This is a genomic window from Chryseobacterium soldanellicola, from assembly GCF_900100115.1.
GTDB lineage: Bacteria > Bacteroidota > Bacteroidia > Flavobacteriales > Weeksellaceae > Chryseobacterium > Chryseobacterium soldanellicola.
In genome coordinates, this window is record NZ_FNKL01000003.1 from 479407 (window position 1) to 498263 (window position 18857).

An 18857-nucleotide genomic window follows, 5' to 3' on the forward strand; every position below is an offset into this window, starting at 1 on the left:
TTAAAAATTGTCAGACTTAGATATAACTCAGCCTGACAAATTTTATACTTTATTTTATATTAATTACAAACTTTTCAATTTCTCTTCTAAAATTGCAATTTTGTCCTGTGCATCTTTTTGCTTTTTACGCTCAACTTCTACCACTTCCGGTTTTGCATTGGCCACAAACTTTTCATTAGACAATTTTTTATCAACAGAAATTAAGAAGCCTTTTAAATATTTTACTTCTTCTTCTGTCTTTAATTTCTCTTCTTCCAAATCTAAGTTTTCACTCAAAGGAATTGAAACTTCCGTTGATCCAACCAGGAATGTAAAGCTCGGTTTATCTGTTTTTTCATTAAAATGAATTACAGATACGTTGGCTAATTTTTTAATTACTTCCTCATTTTCAAATCCGTTTGCGTTGGTATAAATTTCAACAGCTTCTTTTGGAGAAATACCTTTTGTCTGGCGGTAATTCCTTACTCCTGAAATAATTTCTCCGGCAGTTTCAAAGTTTTTAACAATAGTTTCATTAAATGCTTCTGCTTTCTTTTGCTGAGCAATTACCAAAGCTTCTTCGATCTTTCTTTCCGAGATCAGCTGCCAGATTTCTTCCGACTGGAAAGGCATAAAAGGATGAAGCAGCTTCATCAGCTCTTCAAAAAAGACAACTGTTTTATCGTAAACTTCTTTAGAAATACCTTCACCATAATTTGGTTTGATCGCTTCCAGATACCATCCGCAGAAATCGTCCCAGATTAATTTATAAATCAAATGTAAAGCATCAGAAATCCTGAATTTCCCGAATTGCTGATCGATTTCTACAATGGTTTTATTCAATTTATTCTCAAACCATTCAATTGCCTGATTGTCTGCAATATTTGCCGGCTTGTCCTCATGATTCCACATATTGATCAAACGGAAGGCGCTCCAGATTTTTGTCATGAAATTTCTTCCCTGAAGCATTAAATCTTCATCAAAAAGAAGATCATTTCCAGCCGCAGAACTTAATAAAATTCCTACACGAACGCCATCTGCACCATATTTATCCATCAATTCTAATGGATCCGGTGAATTTCCTAAAGATTTTGACATCTTTCTTCTCTGTTTATCTCTTACAATCCCTGTAAAATAAACATTTTTGAACGGAACTTCTTTTCTGTATTCCAGTCCGGCCATGATCATTCTCGCCACCCAGAAGAAAATAATATCCGGACCTGTTACCAAACCCGAGGTCGGATAGTAATAATTGATATCTTTATTTTCAGGATCATTCAAACCATCAAAAACAGACATTGGCCACAACCATGATGAGAACCATGTGTCAAGAGCGTCTTCGTCTTGCTTTAAATTTGATGTTTCGAGATTCGGGTTTCCTGTTTTTTGCTTCGCTAGTTCTAAAGCTTCTTCGATATTTTCAGCGACTACGAAATCATTTTCTCCATCTCCATAATAGAACGCAGGAATTTGTTGTCCCCACCAAAGCTGGCGGGAAATATTCCAGTCGCGGATGTTTTCCATCCAGTGTTTGTAGGTATTTTTAAACTTTTCAGGATAAAATTTCACCTCATCATCCATTACAACATCCAAAGCCGGTTTTGCAATTTCAGACATTTTCAAGAACCATTGAACAGAAACTTTAGGCTCAATCACTGCACCTGTTCTTTCTGAAGTTCCAACTTTATTTACGTAATCTTCTGCTTTTAACAAAAGATCTTTTTCTTCCAATTCTTTTGCGATCTGCTTTCTTACATCAAATCTATTTTTTCCGGCGTAATGTAAGCCATAATCGTTTAAGTTACCATCATCGTCCAGCGCATCAATCATTTGTAACTGATGTTTTTGTCCGATTTCATAGTCATTTACGTCGTGAGCGGGCGTAATTTTCAATGCTCCGGTTCCGAATTCAATGTCAACATATTCGTCTTCAATAATCGGAATTATTCTGTTGACGATCGGTACAATTACATTTTTACCTTTCAAATGAGCATATCTCTCATCATTAGGATTGATACAAACGGCTGTATCACCGAAAATCGTTTCAGGACGCGTTGTAGCCACCGAAAGGAATTCTTCTGTGCCTTCGATTTTATATTTAAGGAAATATAATTTTCCGTTTTGCTCTTTAAAAATAACTTCTTCGTCAGAAATATTGGTCTTCGCTTCAGGATCCCAGTTTACCATTCTGTATCCTCTGTAGATCAAACCTTTATTATACAGGTCAACAAAACTTTTGATAACCTGCTGAGAAAGTGACTCTTCCATGGTGAAACGGGTTCTTTCCCAATCACAAGAGCAACCCAGTTTTTTCAGCTGCTCAAGGATCGTCCCACCATATTTGTCGGTCCATTCCCAGGCATGCTTTAAAAATTCTTCACGGGTAATATCTGATTTACTGATTCCTTCAGACTTCAGCTTGGCAACAACCTTTGCTTCTGTAGCAATCGAAGCGTGGTCTGTTCCCGGAACCCAACAGGCATTAAAGCCCTGCATTCTTGCACGACGGACCAGAACATCCTGAATGGTATTATTCAACATATGCCCCATGTGTAAGATCCCCGTAACGTTTGGCGGAGGAATTACGATTGTGTATGGCGGCTTGTCATTAGGCTCTGAATGGAAATATTTGTTTTCCAACCAATAGCTGTACCATTTTTGTTCTGTTTCCTGTGGATTATACTTTTCTGAAATCTGCATAAATTCTGTTTCTTTAGCTTACAATTTGCAAAAATAGTTTAATCTAAAAAAATTTTAAGTATGAATTAAAATAATTTTTAACTTTGTTTCCTAAAATTTATCTAACAAACATATTAACATTCAAGAATATGAAAACATTATTTGCAGGAATTGCACTATTAGGGACATTTGCTTTAGCATCTGCACAGACTATCACTTTTGATAAAACTACTTTCGATTATGGTACAATTAAGCCAAATTCTGACGGTACAAGATTTTTCACAGTTAAAAATACAGGTGATAAGCCTCTAATTTTATCTAACGTAAAAGCTTCTTGCGGATGTACAACTCCGGAATTTAAGCAAGATCCTATCATGCCAGGAAAAACTGCTCAGATCAAAGTTGGATACAACACAGCGATCAACGGAGGATTCAACAAAATGATTGAAGTTTTCTCTAACGACCCGGCAAACAGCAGAACTGTAATCTACATCAAAGGTACTGTAGACGCAAACGCTCCTGATCCGAAGCCATTAACTCCTGAAGAGCAAAAAGCTGCTGCAAAAGCTCAAAAAGCTGCAGACAAAGCTGCTAAGAAGGCTGCGAAAATAGCTGCGAAAAAGTAATCTCTACTAAAAAAATAAGAAAACCGTCTCCATGGAGGCGGTTTTTTTATTATATTTATGTCAGGCTAGGTGCTGGATATTAGTTACTATATACTAGTTTTACAGCTAATTTTAATCTTTAATCTTTAATCTTTAATCTTTAATCTTTAATCTTTTAATCAAATTATTTATGGACACCAATTTCTCAGATGACTTTCTGGTAAAAGGAAAATTTTCAATAAAAAAATCGTCAACACAATATAAAGGAAAACTTACCAAAGAAGAAGGAATACAATTATTAATCACAGAAAAAGAAAAGCTTCGTGAGCTTCAGGAAAAATTATACGCTGATGGAAGCAAATCTCTTTTGGTAGTGCTTCAGGCGATGGATGCAGCAGGAAAAGACAGCTTAATTGAGCATGTTTTCGGAGGGGTGAATCCGCAGGGCTGTAATGTAACGAGCTTTAAAACGCCGAGTTCCAAAGAATATGCGCATGATTTTTTGTGGAGACATTATGTAGCCTTACCTCAAAAGGGAATGATCGGCATTTTTAATCGTTCGCATTACGAGAGTGTTTTGGTTTGCAAAGTGCATCCTGAATATAATTTAAGCGAAAAAACATGGGGTTCTGTAAAAGATTTCGATGATACATTTTGGGAAAACCGCTACGAAAGCATCCGGAATTTTGAAAAACATCTTGCTCAAAACGGAACAACCATCGTAAAAATATTCCTGAACGTTTCTAAAGACGAACAGAAGAAAAGACTTCTCGACAGAATCGACGAACAGGAAAAAAACTGGAAATTTTCTGCTGCCGACCTTCCGGAAAGGGCTTTATTTGATAAATATATGGAATGCTACGAAACAGCTATTAATGAAACATCAAAAGATCATGCACCCTGGTACGTACTTCCTGCAGATAACAAATGGTTTGCAAGAGTAGCCGCTATTCAGATCATTATCGATACTTTAGAAAAAATGGATCTTAAATATCCTCAGCTTTCCGATAAGGATAAAACAGAATTACAGGAAGCAAAAAAACAATTGGAAAGTGAATAGTTTTAATTAGAAATTAGTATTTAGAAGCTAGAAATTAGTTCTCAAGATCTCAGTTTATTAAATTCAAAACCAAAAGCTTTACGCTTAAAAATTTTAAACTAAGAAAACCACGAGAAAATCTGTAAGCCGGATTTTGTACTTTAAAAAAGTGCCTGTTATTTATCTGCGTCTTACATTGCTGCAAAACTTGAGCTGATTACCCCTCGGCTTTCAGAGCGAGCAACTCCTATTTTCATTGCTGAAAAGAACCGATATACTTATCATTGCACCGCAAAGAGTTTACCTGGTTTCACTACAGCCGAACTGTACATACTTTCTGTTGCACTTGTCCTACCCTCGCGGGTGACGGATGTTATCCGCTTTGCTGCTCTATGGTGTCCGGACTTTCCTACCCTCGCCGAAGCAAGAATCAACAGGCCGATTTTCTCGTGGCTGCAAAGATACAATTTAATGTAACAATTTACCAATGTACCGATATAACAATAAAATTGTATTGCTTTAAGAATTGTTACATTGTTAAATTATTACATTGTTAGATTGAGATTTTGTTTTTATCTTCGTGCCACTATAATACATCTGTTTTGAGCTCTACAAGAGAAAAAGAATTTGCGCAGCTTATCAAAGATAATCAGGGACTGATTATCAAGGTTTCGCGTCTTTATACCAATTCTCTTGAGGATGAAGAAGATCTTTTTCAGGAAATCGTTCTTCAATTATGGAGAAGCTATGATTCTTTTAAAGGAAACTCAAAAATTTCTACATGGATGTATCGTGTAGCCCTGAATACAGCCATTACCCTTTTCAGAAAAAAAAGCAAAAGCCTGCCTACCAACGAGTTGGATATTAATCACCGGGATTTTATCGAAGATGATGACGATAAACAACAGCAGGTATCACTTTTGTATACTGTAATAAAGACGCTTCCGAATGTGGAAAGAGCGATCGTAACGATGTATCTGGATGATTTGCCTTACAAGGATATTGCAGAAAACCTTGGAATTACCGAAGTCAATGCGCGTGTGAAAATGAACAGATTAAAGAAAACCCTTAAAGAACAGATGGAAAAATATGCCTGAATTTGATTTAGACAGCTTTAAGAAAACGTGGCAGGAACAGCCTGTTCAGCAGAAATATGACAACACAGAAATCCTTCAGATGTTGAATAAAAAATCACGGAATTACGTGAAATATATATTCTGGATCAGCGTTGCAGAGTTTTTATTTTTTTCCGTTTTAGGGGTATTTTATTTCTTTAAAGGGGAAGAATCAAACAGCTTTATCAAAGTTTTAGAACGTTTGGGAGCCCAGAAAACACCTGAAGTGGAACATAATTTTGATACGACATATTTAGCGATAAAAATTTTAAGCCTATTGGTTACCGCTTATTTTGTTTATAAATTTTATCAGAATTACCGCAAAATAAAGATCGAGGAAAATTTAAAAGGACTTATTACGCGAATTATTAAATTCAAAAAAACAGTAAATGCCTTTATTTTAATAAGCATTCTTTTGCTTGTCGTGTTTACATCCGTTTTTACGGCATTTATATTTTACGCTTTAAATTCCCAGAATATTGAGCCTACCAATTCCGATCTTATGATTGTGATTATCGGCATTGTGGTAAGCATGATTTTAAGTATAACTTTAATCTGGCTTTATTATAAGCTTGTGTACGGCATTATTATGAGAAAGCTTGACAGAAACCTGAAACAGCTTAAAGAAATTGAATCTCAATCTTAAAGAAATAGAGCACATAAAAAAAGCATTTCAGATTGAAATGCTTTTTTATTTATTTTAAAGTTCTTTTCGTAATCTTGCAACAGGAATATTAAGCTGTTCTCTGTATTTTGCAATCGTTCGTCGGGCAATATTATAGCCCTGTTCTTTTAAAATGACCACCAATGCATCATCCGTTAAAGGTTTTCTCTTATTTTCCTTGCTGATGACTTCCTGCAGATGAGTTTTAATTTCTTTTGTTGAAACTTCTTCGCCATCATCATTGGTAAGGCTGTCTGAGAACAGGTCTTTAAGATAAATGATCCCGTTCGGAGTGTCAGCATATTTACTTTTTACCACCCTTGAAATTGTAGAAATATCAAATCCTGTAATATCTGCAACATCCTTTAAAATCATTGGCTTTAAAGATTTTTCGTCTCCCGTGATGAAATACTCTTTCTGGAATTTAACAATAGCATTAATGGTTTGCAGCAAAGTATTCTGACGTTGATTGATCGCATCAATATACCATTTTGCGGCATCCAGCTTTTGCTTAATAAATAAAGCGGCCTGCTTGTGCTCGGAAGAGTTTTTATCGTGAGAATAGGTTGTTAAAATATCTTTATATTCTTCAGAAACTCTTAAAGTAGGGGCATTTTTACTGTTTAACATCGGAATTACAATTCCATCTTTCACCTGAATCACAAAATCCGGAATAATCTCCTGGTTAATTGTAATAGTCTGAGTATCAAAGTTTCCTCCTACTTTTGGAGATAATTTTGAAATTTCTTCTAAAGCATCCTTAAGATCTTCTTCTTCAATATCATACTTCTGAATGATCTTGTTATAATGCTTGTTGGTTAAAGCATCAAACTGATGTCTGAGAATATTGGCAGCCAGAGAAACGGCTTTATCGGCGCTTACTTTCTTTTCGATCTGTAATAAAAGGCACTCCTGAAGTCCCCTCGCACCCACTCCCGGCGGATCCAGCTTTTGGACATAATTTTCAAGAACATCTTCCACTCTTTCTTTTGTCGTATAAAGCCCTTGAGAAAAGGCAAGATCATCAACAAGAGATTTGATTTCCCTTCTTAAATATCCGTCTGTATCAAGGTTTCCGATGATATATTCTGCGATTTTTATATCTTCTTCATTAATATTGGCAAGGTGAATCTGCTCCAGAAGATAGTCATACAAAGACTGGCCTTCCGTTAAAAGACTTTCGTTATCAAACTCTTCATCATCTGCGGAATAATTGCTCGACGCAGTTTTATAGTTAGGTTCGTCGTCGTAGATATATTCATTAACATCAAAATCAGTTTCAATGCTTTCCGTACCTTCGTTTTCGTAAGAATCCTCCAACGCTGCATAATCATCTTCCTTAGACTCCTCTTTTGCGATTTCCAAAGCAGGATTTTCCTCTAATTCTCTCTCCAATTCCTCTTCAAATTCCAATGTGTGAAGCTGAATCAACTTCATCAACTGGATCTGCTGAGGCGCCAACTTTTGTCCTAATTTGAGCTGTAAGTGTTGTTTAAGCATAGTACTCTTTGTGTTTTAACATAACATATTGTACGAATTTAATAATTTTTTTTGATACAAAATAGCTTTTAGCATGATTTTTGCATTACTTGTGGTACTAATAAGCTATTAAAAAATAAAAAAAGCCTTAAATTGATTTTTTAAGGCTTTTTTTTATGCTTATAAACTAAGATTTTTCCGGATTTTTCTATTGTCCTAAAAGGCAAGAACCTCGACAATATTTTTATTTATAATACAGTGACAAGTTTTTTATCAATTAAATATTTCACCTCTTTTATTTCTGATTGAGAACCAATATTAAATTTTGAGAAATGAGATTTTCCATTTTCTCCACTTCTGCTATTAATTTTAAAGAATCTCTATTTGACTTATTGTGTGCAATCCAATACTTCAGAATATCAATATAATCAGAATCAGCCTAATTTGACCAATAAAAAATCCTTCCCATTTTATGAGAAGGATTTGTATTATTTATAACCGAAGCTTTTAAAATTCAGCGTTTTTCGGTGTTCTCGGGAAAGGAATTACGTCTCTGATGTTGGTCATTCCTGTTACGAAAAGAACCAGTCTTTCCAGTCCTAAACCGAAACCTGCATGGGGAACAGAACCGAATTTTCTGGTATCCAGATACCACCAAAGTTCGTGCTCATCAACATGCATTTCTGCCATTTTCTGCTTTAAAACATCTAATCTCGCTTCTCTTTCAGAACCTCCGATAATTTCTCCGATTCCCGGGAAAAGCACGTCCATTGCGGCAACGGTTTTGTTATCATCGTTCAGCTTCATGTAGAATGCTTTGATCTCTTTCGGATAATCAAATAAAACTACCGGGCTTTCGAAATGTTTTTCAACCAAATATCTTTCGTGCTCAGACTGAAGATCGGTTCCCCAATTTTCAACCGGATACTGGAATTTTCCTTTTTTATTTTCCTTTGAGTTCATCAGAATCTCAATCGCTTCTGTATAACTTACACGCTTAAAACGCTTAGCAATAACATTTTGAAGTTTTTCGATCAGACCTTCTTTTGCTCTGTCTTTTTCAGCTTTTGTTTTCTGATCTTCTGCAAAACGCTTGTCTAAGAAATCAAGATCATCTTTACAGTTATCCAAGACGTATTGAATTACATATTTTAAGAAATCTTCTGCCAAATCGATGTTGTCTTCAAGGTTGTTGAAGGCAACTTCAGGCTCGATCATCCAGAATTCTGCCAGGTGACGCGTTGTATTTGAATTTTCAGCACGGAAAGTCGGTCCGAAAGTATAAATTCTTCCCAATCCCATTGCTGCTGTTTCACCTTCAAGCTGCCCTGAAACCGTTAAGTTTGTCTTTTTACCGAAGAAATCCTGTGCAAAATCAATATCACCCTGCTCATCCCTTGGAATATTGTTAAGATCAAAGTTGGTCACCCCAAACATTTCACCCGCTCCTTCTGCATCAGCTCCCGTAATTACAGGGGTGTTGATATAAAAGAATTGATTTTGGTTAAAGAAAGAATGCACCGCAAAACTCACTGCGTGGCGTACTCTGAAAACAGCTCCAAATAAATTAGTTCTGAATCTTAAATGCGCCTGATCTCTCAATGTTTCCAATGAGTGTTTTTTAGGCTGAAGAATTGTTTTGTCTCTTTCTTCTGTAAAATTGTCGCCTAAAATGATGATCTTTTTAGCTACAATTTCCACGGTCTGCCCTGCTCCCTGGCTTTCTACAACTTCACCGACAATTTTTAAAGATGCGGCCGTACTGATCTTACTGATAATTTCTTCGTCAAAATTTTCGAAATCAACAACGATCTGCAAATTATTAATTGTAGAACCATCATTAAGCGCTATAAAGCGATTTGAACGGAAAGCTCTTACCCAACCGTAAACCGTAATATCATGATGTAATACCTTTTTGTAATCCTGTAGGATTTCCTTAATTGTCTGCTTTTTCATTTGTTGATTATAAATTTTCGTATAAAAATTAATGAGTGCAAAGGTACAAAAAAACAGCGCAATTTGATGATTACGCTGTCTTAAAATAAATCAAAAAGGAAAAGTTATTAACCTTAAACCTAAAGATTTATTGTCCTGTTACCATAAAAGTAAATGATCTGTTATTAAGATTTCCATTACTATCTCCTGTTTTTATCCGAATAATTGAATTGGAAATATATGATACCTGGGAATTATCATTTGTTAACAATCTCATTCCCGGTTCAGTTGTTCTGGATGTAGTTCCTACCGGTGTTCCTGTACTGGTTTGATTCCCATTATTATAGCCATAAGAATCTACAATATTTACGGATATTCCATAAATCTGCTTTAATGGTATATCAAACTTTATGTCAAATATTCCTTTAGAAGGATTGGATATTGTATATCCGTTTCCAATTAAAGAATCTATTCCTCCTTTTGAAGAAGTCTCACTCACAGTTCCTACGTTATACCCTATATTTTGGTTACCACCGATTACTTTTGAATTAATTAAGCTGCCTCCACTTTGTTGCTGAAACCTTGAATAAACAGTTCCTCCCAAATATCTTGTAGCATCACCTGCCGTATTACCTTTAAAAGATACCCAAACTAAACCATCGAAATAATAATATCCCGGACCAGTTACATTGATTGTTTTTGTAGAATTAGGGCTTGCTGCTGAAGTTGCATAGACGATCGCACCAATTTGATTGGTTCCATATAGCGCGTCTTTAGCTTTCAGTTGATTTCCGGCTAATCGTGGAGCAATGATTCCATCTACTTTTTTAGTGTCTTTTGCTTGTCCTGTTACATCAAAAGTTGCTTGCGGATCGGCTGTATTTATCCCAACTTGGGCATGAAATACAAGAGAGAATACAGTTAAAATAACTGCATACAATGTTTTTTTCATCTTTATCTTAATGTTTAAGTTATAATTATACAACATTAGAAAAATAAGAATTAATTAAAATGTGTGTATAATTTTATTCATGGCAAGGTGCATAATTTTAAAATAAACCCCAAAAAACAAGTATACCATTTACATACTACTTTAATATAAAATACTGCATATCAGATAAATAAAAACGAAATTTAGATGAAGAAAATATTATTAAGAAGAAAGTTATCTTTTTAATTCCAATTTGGGAAGTTTAAAATTAATTAAATCAAAGTCCGTTGATAAAATTAATCTGGAATAATAATTTAAGAAATAATTTGTTGATTGGCTTAGAAAAATTTAATTTTATCATACTATATTAGTTCTTAATTTTAAATAGTCACCAATAATTTTTGTTCAATTATCATATCTGAAAAATAAGAAAAATAAGAAAAATAAGAAAAATAAGAAAAAAAAGATAATTAATATGAAGTGAACAGGAATTTAAAATAAAACAATGAATACCCTTCGTAACGGTGAATTTTTCGGACAAACCAATGAAACCCTCGATTTTGACGGGTTGATAATCACTGATACGGAATACACTCATCCTTATGTCGACTGGCATTATCACGAGAACGCCTATTTCACCTTTCTTCTTCAGGGAAATGTAATTGAAGGAAACAAAAAAGAAATCTACGAATGCTCAGCGGGAACATTGCTTTACCATCATTGGGAAGATCCGCATTACAATATTAAGCCGGACGGTTTTACAAGAGGTTTTCATATTGAAATTCCGAGAAAATGGTTTGAAGCTTTACATATTTCAAAAGATAATCTTGAAGGAAGCTTTAATATTAAAAATCCTGCATTAAAATTATTGATGTACAAGATTTTCAAAGAAAGTAAAACCAATGACAATGCTTCTGAAACCGCTACCCATCAACTTTTATTGAATATTTTCCATCAATTGTCAGATCAAAAATCTCATTCAGAAAAGAAACCGGCTTGGGTTAAACAGATTGACGAATTACTGCGTGAAAGCTATACTGAAAAACTGAATCTTACAGAAATTTCAAATTCTTTAAATATCCATCCAATGCATCTCAGCAGGGATTTTCACAAGTATTTCCAATGTAACCTGGGAGAATATATCCGAAAATTGAAGATCAGTAAATCGTTGTCAATTCTTCCTGTAAATGAAAAAACTTTAACCGAAGTTGCTTTTGAATGTGGTTTTGCAGATCAAAGCCATTTTATTCGATGCTTTAAAGAAAATATGGGAATAACTCCTTTGAAATATCGAAAAATTTTGGAATAATTTTCCCTGCGGATGAGGAAATCACAAACGTTAATTTTATTCTATTTTTTCTAAATTAACCTTCATATTTTTGTTTAGATTAAAATTTGAAATGAAACCAACCTTTTTATTTATACTGTCGCTGATATTTAGTTTATCTTTTGGGCAGACTCAAAATATCGTTATTCCCGAGAAAATTGAAAACTCTGTTCAGAAAGCCCATTTAAATACTATTGTTTTTCTGGATAAAGTAGTTCCGATAGAAAATCTTAAAGAGAATGACTTTCTTGAAAGTGTTACTTTACAAGAGGATAAAGATCTCGATATTCGTGTTTTTCAGGATAATTCTTTGGTTAATTATTTACATCAGCTTGAGCCTTCTTTAACTGTTGATGAATTATTGAAGAAAGGAAATTATCAATTCTCTTTTTATGTGGACGGGAAATTAATTTATACCGAAAATCTGAATACAGGAGCGGGAAAAGCAGAAAATAAAAAATCAAAAACAACCTTCAGAATCCCTTTGTTAAGTGCTAATAATGAAGATTCGTGGGGAAGATATTTGTGGGCACGATTTTATTTAGCCAATAATGGAATTGACGCCCTGGAAACCGGAAACCATGTTCTAAAAATTGAAATAAGACCTTATATAAAGGCTTCAACATTAAAAGCCGGGAATTTGATAGCGAAAGGTGAGATCAATGTAACTATTCCCAAAAAGGAAATTTCAAAACAACAGGTTGTCATTCAAAAAATTAAACCGAACAGCGGCTGGAAACTTTCTGATAATCAATTTAACAACGATAAAATCAGAGCTTTAAATCAAAAAATAGCAGAAAACAGATTCAGAGATATTACCAGCATCATTGTCATTAAAAATGAAAAACTTCTTCTGGAAGAGTATTTTAACGGATATAAAAGAGACAGTTTAAATGACACACGTTCCGTTGGAAAATCCTTTTCATCTGCATTGATGGGAATTGCTATAAAAGACGGCTACATCAAAAATGAAAATCAAAATCTGAAAGAATTTTACGATTTAAAACAATTTAGTAATTATTCTTCTACAAAGGGCAATGTTACTATTAAAAGCTTACTGACAATGAGTTCCGGATTCGATGGTAATGACGAAGATTATGAATCTCCCGGAAATGAAGAAAATATGTACCCGACCGATAACTGGATAAAATTTGCTTTAGACTTACCCATGACAGAAAATAAGCCCGGCGAAAAATGGTCTTATTTCACAACCGGAGCTGTTTTAACCGGAGATATTTTAGATAAATCGGTTCCAAACGGACTTGAAAATTATGCTGCTCAAAAGCTTTTCAACCCTTTGGAAATCAGCAATTATAAATGGCAATACACTCCTCAGCACAAAGTTTCAATGGCGGGTGGATTGCAAATGAGAGCGTTAGATTTGGCAAAATTCGGACAATTATATAAGAATAATGGTATCTGGAACGGCAAAACAATTTTAGATAAAAACTGGATCAAAAAATCATTCACCAATTATTTTTCTGGTAATAAAGACTTTGAAGGCTACGGATATCTGTTCTGGAGAAAAGTGTATAAAGTTGGAGATAAAACTTTTGAAGCGTATCAATCCAGCGGAAATGGCGGAAATAAAATTATTATGTTTACAGAAATCCCGTTGGTAATTGTGATTACGGCAAAAGCATATAATAAATCTTATGCGCATCCGCAAGCCGACAAAATAGTACAGGAATATTTATTGCCCGCGATTATGAGTAATAAGTAATGAATATATTGTGAATACGTGAATTGTCAAAAGTTAATTGAACTTTTGTAAAAGAAAAAATTATTCGTCTTTCTTAGAAGGAACCAGAAAAACATCAATAAGACCTTCAGGCAATTGCATTTTGATGAATCTTTCTTCTCTGTTTACCTCAATAATCCAGTCTTTGATCATGGGAATAACCACTTCTTTTCCGTCTAAATTGGTAATAAAATAATTCTGGGCAGTCTGATCATTTACCGATCTGATAACCCCACAGTCATTATCATTTTCATCAAGAATATTATATCCTATTACTTCGTGATAATAAAATTGTTTGCCGGAAAGTTTTGGTAAGGTAGAGAGCGGCAGATAAACATCTTTTCCTAAAGATTGATCTACTAATGCCTCAGAAGAGTTTTTAAAAGCGATATTCACCGCATCAGATTTACTTCTGGATGTTTTTTCAATAAAAAAAGGAACCAATAATCCGTTGATTTCAACGAATATTGATTCCAGTTTATTGTAAAGCTCGGGTTGGTCTGTGTCCAGTTTAAGGATCACATTTCCCGCAAGGCCGTGTCTGCGTGTGATTTTTCCTAATAAATAGCAATCTTCTTTACGCATACAGGTTTTTGTTATTAAGCTTCAGTGTTTTCTTCAGTTTCAGCAGCAGGAGCTTCACCTTCTGTAGCATCAGCAACAATTTCTTCAGCAGGTGCGTTAGCAGCTTCTTCAGCAGCTTTAGCATCAGCTTCAACTTGTGCAGCAGCAGCGATTCTAGCTTCGTTTACTTTAGCTTCAGCTTCTAAAGCAGCTTTCTTAGCGTCAGCCTGAGCTTTAGATAAACCTTCAACTTTACCTTGTACTTTTTGTTCTTTAGACTCTACCCAAGCATTGAATCTTTTTTCAGCTTCAGCCTCATCAAAAGCACCTTTAGCAACACCACCTTGTAAGTGTTTTTTGTAAAGTACACCTTTATAAGAAAGGATAGCTCTTGCAGTATCAGTTGGCTGAGCACCGTTGTTTAACCACTTCACAGCAGAATCAACGTTCAAATCGATAGTCGCAGGGTTAGTAATTGGGTTGTAAGTTCCTAGTTTCTCGATGAATCTACCATCTCTTCTAGCTCTAGCATCTGCAACCACGATGTGGAAAAAAGGCTTTCCTTTTTTACCGTGTCTTTGTAATCTGATTTTTACTGACATAATGTTTGAATTTTATGGGAACTCGTCCCAGTTAAATATTTAAGAGTGCAAAGATAGTAAAAAAGTTTTAAGTAAAAAGCTCCAAGTAAAAAGTTTTGTAAAATTCAATATTTTTCAGGAGCCGGGAACCTGCTCTCGCTACTCGCTTTTTTCTTTTGCAAAGAAAAAGAGCTCAGACATGCCGCTCGATCAGGGCTATTTATTCCAAATTACCCATGTAGAACAATCCTAGACATTGCTGATTTTCTTCAATGGTTAAAGAATCTTTTAACTGCTCTACGATTTTTGGAGAGCTCCAGTAACAGCCGATATTGTTTGCCGTACAGGTCAAATACATATTTTGTACAGCCATTGAAACGGCGGCAATTTCTTCCCATTGAGGAACCATTCCGCTGAAATTGACAACGATAGAAACTACCGCATCAGCTTTATTAATTTTAAAACCAATGTCAGTATATTTTTTTTCCAGGAAAAGTTGTTCGGGTTGAGAGGCTTTGTAGATCGCCTGCATTTCGGAAGCCAATTTTGCTTTTTCCTCCCCTTTGAATATCTTAAAACGCCAGGGTTTTGTGCGTTTGTGATTGGGAGCCAATGTCGCTGAATGTAAAATCTCATCAATGATCTCCTGAGAAATTTGCGCTTCTGTATAGTCTTTTGGGAAGATGCTTCTTCTTTGTTCTATGATTTCTTTTAAAACTTCTGCTTTATTCATGGAGACAAAATTACGAAAAAGTTGATGGTTGACAGTTTCGGGTTCCAGGTTTTTATATTACAAATTAATGAGAACAAAAATCAAATTCTTCCTTCGTCAGAATGACAATGTGCTTAAGAAAAATAATTCTTAATTCTTAATTCTTAATTCCTAATATTACAACACTTCCACAATTTCCTGATGAATCTTCTTTAAGGTAAAATCATCACCGGCTTTCATGCCCATCATCTTTTTTGCCATCGGGCTTTCGGGAGAAATGGCGTAAAAACGGTCGCCTTCGAAAAAGAATTCGCCCAGCGAAACAGAAATATAAAACCGGGCCTTATTCGTAATCACCAAAGAACCGAGCTGTACTCTTTCTGTGGTTTTGTTTAAGACTTTAGCCATATTTTTTTTCAGATCATTTAAAGCTCCGAGCTGGCGTTGCATCTGGTAGATTTCTTCCTGCATTTCTTCACGCATACTGTCATATTTCGGTGTCTTTTTTATGTCGCGGCTTGCTTCTAAGGTAAAATCAATAAACTTTGTCAGCTTATCAATTTTTTCTGCAATCACGTTTTTAACATAGTTTCTTATATCGTTTTTCTCAAATACTATCTTCTCCATGAATCTATTCTTTACATAAAGATAATATTTTTTTAAATAAAAAAGCCCTGCAAAATTTACAAGGCTATATTTTTTTATTGTTCTGAGATTTTCTTTAAATCACCCAGCCCCTGGTCAAACATTTTTCCCATTTGGCTGTCCATCATTGGTTTCATCACTTTCATCATCGTGGTTAATTCATTATCCATTGTCCAGGTTACTTTTGTTCCGCTTCCTTCGGGAGTTAAAACAAAGCTTCCGTTTGCAACACCGTCCCAGGGCTTGATAAAATGAAGTGTGCTTGATAGCTTTTGATTGGGAATAACTTCAGTTACACTCTGCTCACCTTCTCCCACCTGGTCATTTCCTTTCCAGTGGTAAGAATCTCCGACAGTTCCGGGTGTTCCTGAGTAAGTAATAACAATATTTTTATCTGCTTTTGCAAAAGGATTCCATTCATTAAATGCCTTTGTAGAACCTACGTGTTGCCATACTTTTTCTTTTGGAGCATTGATTACGACTGATCTTTCAAAATGATAATCTTTACTGAAAGCGATCATTGCGAATACAACGTACAGCACAGCCAGCAGAATAATTACACCAAGAATTTTTAAAATTGTTTTCATCGTCTATAAAATATTTAGGGTTAAATTTTTAACAGCAATAAGCAGTAAATCGGTTTCAAAATTAGTCATTCCCTCAACATTTCACCTTTGCATATGACAAGATATTAAAGATAAAGCATTTTGTCATATCTTTTCATTAAGGCATTATTTTTGCGCGTTTCAGCTATCAAATCACTACGATTCATTAAATTTACATTAATTAAAAAATAGAAGATGAGTATTTTAACAGAAAAATTTAACACACCATATCATTCAGCGCCATTTACAGACATTAAAAATGAAGATTATCTTCCCGCTTTTAAGGAATTAATTCAAAAATCAGAGGAAGAAATCAACCAAATCGTCAACAATCCTGAGGAACCGACTTTTGAAAACGTAATCGAAGCTTTGGCGTATTCGGGCGAACAGCTTGATCTGGTTTCTAATATTTTTTTCAACTTAAATTCTGCAGAAACAAGCGATGAACTTCAACAAATAGCACAGGACGTTTCACCTATTTTAACGGAATATTCTTCAAAAATTTCTCAAAACGAAGCTCTTTTCAATAAAATTAAAAAAGTTTATGACCAAAAAGAGAAATATAATCTCAATGAAGAACAACAAATGCTTTTGAATGAAACCTACAAAGGTTTTGTAAGAAGCGGTGCTTTATTAAATGAAGAAGACAAAGAAAAATTAAAGAAAATCAGCATGGATTTATCTTTAAAATCGCTTCAGTTCGGGCAAAATGTGCTGGCTTCAACCAATAATTATTTCAAACATATCACCAATAAAGAAGATTTGGCAGGAATTCCGGAAGCGATCATCGAGCAATACGCCGAAGAAGCAAAAGAAAGAAATCTGGAAGGCTGGGTGGTGACCTTACAATATCCGAGCTATATTCCTTTTATGACCTATGCTGAAAACCGTGAACTGAGAAAAGAAATTGCCCTGGCAAACGGTAAAAAATCCTTTGATGGCGGCGAATTTGATAATCAAAATTTAATTAAAGAACTTCTTTCATTAAAACAGCAGAAAGCAGAATTATTAGGCTATGCAAACTATGCAGACTATGTTTTGGAAGAAAGAATGGCAAAATCTCCAACAAAAGTTCTTGATTTTTTAAATGAATTGCTGACCAAAGCAAAACCTTATGCAGCCAAAGAAATTGAAGAGTTAAAAGCTTTAGCAAAAGCCGATGGAATCGATGAAATGCAAAGTTATGACCACGCTTTTTATGCTGAAAAACTTCGTAAGGCTAAATATGATTTAAATGATGAAGAATTAAAACCTTATTTTCCTTTAAATCAGGTTCAAGATGCTGTTTTTGGGCTAGCTAATACATTATTCGGGTTGACTTTTGAGGAAAGAAATGACATTCCGAAATACCATGAAGATGTGAAAGTGTATGAAGTTTTTGAGACAGGAAGCGGGAAGTCGGAAGATGGAAGTGATAATCCTGAAAAAACGTTCAAATCTTTACTTTACGTTGATTATTTCCCAAGAAAAGGCAAAAGAGCCGGCGCGTGGATGACGAGCTACAAAAATCAGTATAAAAAAGCCGGCGAAAATTCTCGTCCGCATATTTCTATCGTTTGTAATTTCAGCAAACCGACGAAAGATACGCCGAGTTTATTGACGTTTCAGGAGGTAACGACTTTGTTCCATGAATTTGGTCATGCCCTTCACGGAATGTTGGCAAACACGCAATATCCTACCCTTTCAGGAACTTCTGTGAAATGGGATTTTGTGGAATTACCTTCTCAGTTTTTAGAAAATTTCTGCTACGAACCGGAATTCTTAAAAACTTTCGCCAAACATTATAAAACAGGTGAAATTCTTCCTGATGAAAAAATTAAGAAAATCGAACAGTCGAAAAACTTCATGGAAGGTTATCAAACCTTAAGACAACTAGGTTTCGGATTGCTGGATATGAATTACCATACTAAAGTTGAAGAGTTGGAGAGTAAGAGTGTGAAGGAGTTTGAGGATGATTATACAAAAGCAACACAGCTTTATCCTGTAAATCCTAAAACAGCGATGAGCCCGAGCTTTTCACATATTTTCCAGGGTGGATATTCTGCGGGATATTATTCTTACAAATGGGCGGAAGTTCTGGATGCCGACGCCTTCCAATATTTCAAGGAAAACGGAATTTTTAATCCTGAAATTGCTGCAAAATATAAAGTTCTTCTTTCTTCCGGCGGCACAAAAGATCCGATGGAATTGTATAAGAATTTCAGAGGAAGCGAGCCGAAAGTGGAGAGTTTGTTGAAAAGGGCGTTTGGGTAGAAA

Annotated in this window: 16 protein-coding genes and 1 other RNA gene; 7 read left to right on the forward strand and 10 right to left on the reverse strand. The window is 35.0% G+C overall.

The features are described from left to right. Positions 1-63: 63 nt before the first annotated feature. Positions 64-2679, reverse strand: coding sequence for a valine--tRNA ligase (locus BLT04_RS11705; protein WP_089755991.1), 2616 nt, complete (start codon positions 2677-2679; stop codon positions 64-66). Positions 2680-2807: 128 nt separating this feature from the next. On the opposite strand from BLT04_RS11705, the gene BLT04_RS11710 reads away from it, so the two are divergent. Continuing rightward, positions 2808-3284, forward strand: a complete 477-nt coding sequence (locus tag BLT04_RS11710; protein ID WP_089755992.1) for a DUF1573 domain-containing protein — start codon at positions 2808-2810, stop codon at positions 3282-3284. A 169-nt stretch (positions 3285-3453) separates the two neighbouring features. Next, the gene (locus BLT04_RS11715; protein WP_089755993.1) at positions 3454-4323 is read left to right on the forward strand and encodes a polyphosphate kinase 2 family protein; all 870 of its coding nucleotides are present in this window, start codon (positions 3454-3456) and stop codon (positions 4321-4323) included. 106 nt (positions 4324-4429) lie between these two features. On the opposite strand, the gene rnpB is transcribed toward BLT04_RS11715, so the two are convergent. Then, positions 4430-4752, reverse strand: an RNA gene (gene rnpB, locus BLT04_RS11720) — RNase P RNA component class A. Between the two features lie 152 nt (positions 4753-4904). Between rnpB and BLT04_RS11725 the strand changes: the two genes are divergently transcribed. Together BLT04_RS11725 and BLT04_RS11730 are read left to right on the forward strand one after the other, a co-directional pair. Further along, positions 4905-5399 carry an RNA polymerase sigma factor gene (locus tag BLT04_RS11725; protein WP_089755994.1) on the forward strand — a complete coding sequence of 165 codons (495 nt, stop codon included), beginning with the start codon at positions 4905-4907 and terminating at the stop codon, positions 5397-5399. Beyond that, on the forward strand, positions 5392-6063 hold the full coding sequence (locus tag BLT04_RS11730; protein ID WP_089755995.1) for a beta-carotene 15,15'-monooxygenase: 672 nt from the start codon (positions 5392-5394) through the stop codon (positions 6061-6063). Before BLT04_RS11725 ends, BLT04_RS11730 begins: the two co-directional genes overlap by 8 nt. Before the next feature lie 54 nt (positions 6064-6117). On the opposite strand, the gene rpoN is transcribed toward BLT04_RS11730, so the two are convergent. From rpoN to BLT04_RS11745, 3 genes are all read right to left on the reverse strand, one after another. Further along, a complete protein-coding gene (gene rpoN, locus BLT04_RS11735; RefSeq protein ID WP_089755996.1) occupies positions 6118-7581 on the reverse strand; it encodes an RNA polymerase factor sigma-54 in 1464 nt (487 codons plus the stop codon). 486 nt (positions 7582-8067) lie between these two features. Beyond that, a complete protein-coding gene (asnS, locus tag BLT04_RS11740; protein ID WP_089755997.1) occupies positions 8068-9516 on the reverse strand; it encodes an asparagine--tRNA ligase in 1449 nt (482 codons plus the stop codon). 127 nt (positions 9517-9643) lie between these two features. Next, complete coding sequence (locus BLT04_RS11745; protein WP_089755998.1) at positions 9644-10447, reverse strand: hypothetical protein; 804 nt, start codon at positions 10445-10447, stop codon at positions 9644-9646. Between the two features lie 484 nt (positions 10448-10931). On the opposite strand from BLT04_RS11745, the gene BLT04_RS11750 reads away from it, so the two are divergent. Together BLT04_RS11750 and BLT04_RS11755 are read left to right on the forward strand one after the other, a co-directional pair. After that, positions 10932-11735: a helix-turn-helix domain-containing protein gene (locus BLT04_RS11750; RefSeq protein ID WP_089755999.1), complete on the forward strand. Its 804-nt coding sequence runs from the start codon at positions 10932-10934 to the stop codon at positions 11733-11735. A 91-nt stretch (positions 11736-11826) separates the two neighbouring features. After that, positions 11827-13476, forward strand: coding sequence for a serine hydrolase domain-containing protein (locus tag BLT04_RS11755; RefSeq protein ID WP_089756000.1), 1650 nt, complete (start codon positions 11827-11829; stop codon positions 13474-13476). A gap of 60 nt (positions 13477-13536) precedes the next feature. Here BLT04_RS11755 and rimM read toward each other — a convergent pair whose 3' ends face one another. From rimM to BLT04_RS11780, 5 genes are all read right to left on the reverse strand, one after another. Then, positions 13537-14079 (reverse strand): ribosome maturation factor RimM, encoded by a 543-nt coding sequence (gene rimM / locus BLT04_RS11760; RefSeq protein ID WP_089756001.1) that lies wholly within the window; start codon positions 14077-14079, stop codon positions 13537-13539. Between the two features lie 14 nt (positions 14080-14093). Further along, the gene (locus BLT04_RS11765; RefSeq protein ID WP_089756002.1) at positions 14094-14660 is read right to left on the reverse strand and encodes a 30S ribosomal protein S16; all 567 of its coding nucleotides are present in this window, start codon (positions 14658-14660) and stop codon (positions 14094-14096) included. A gap of 199 nt (positions 14661-14859) precedes the next feature. After that, on the reverse strand, positions 14860-15372 hold the full coding sequence (locus BLT04_RS11770) for a nitroreductase family protein (protein WP_089756003.1): 513 nt from the start codon (positions 15370-15372) through the stop codon (positions 14860-14862). A 156-nt stretch (positions 15373-15528) separates the two neighbouring features. After that, complete coding sequence (locus BLT04_RS11775; RefSeq protein WP_089756004.1) at positions 15529-15978, reverse strand: GreA/GreB family elongation factor; 450 nt, start codon at positions 15976-15978, stop codon at positions 15529-15531. Positions 15979-16052: 74 nt separating this feature from the next. Then, positions 16053-16583, reverse strand: coding sequence for an SRPBCC family protein (locus tag BLT04_RS11780; protein WP_089756005.1), 531 nt, complete (start codon positions 16581-16583; stop codon positions 16053-16055). A 213-nt stretch (positions 16584-16796) separates the two neighbouring features. On the opposite strand from BLT04_RS11780, the gene BLT04_RS11785 reads away from it, so the two are divergent. After that, positions 16797-18854 (forward strand): M3 family metallopeptidase, encoded by a 2058-nt coding sequence (locus tag BLT04_RS11785; RefSeq protein ID WP_089756006.1) that lies wholly within the window; start codon positions 16797-16799, stop codon positions 18852-18854. The last annotated feature ends 3 nt before the right edge of the window (positions 18855-18857 follow it).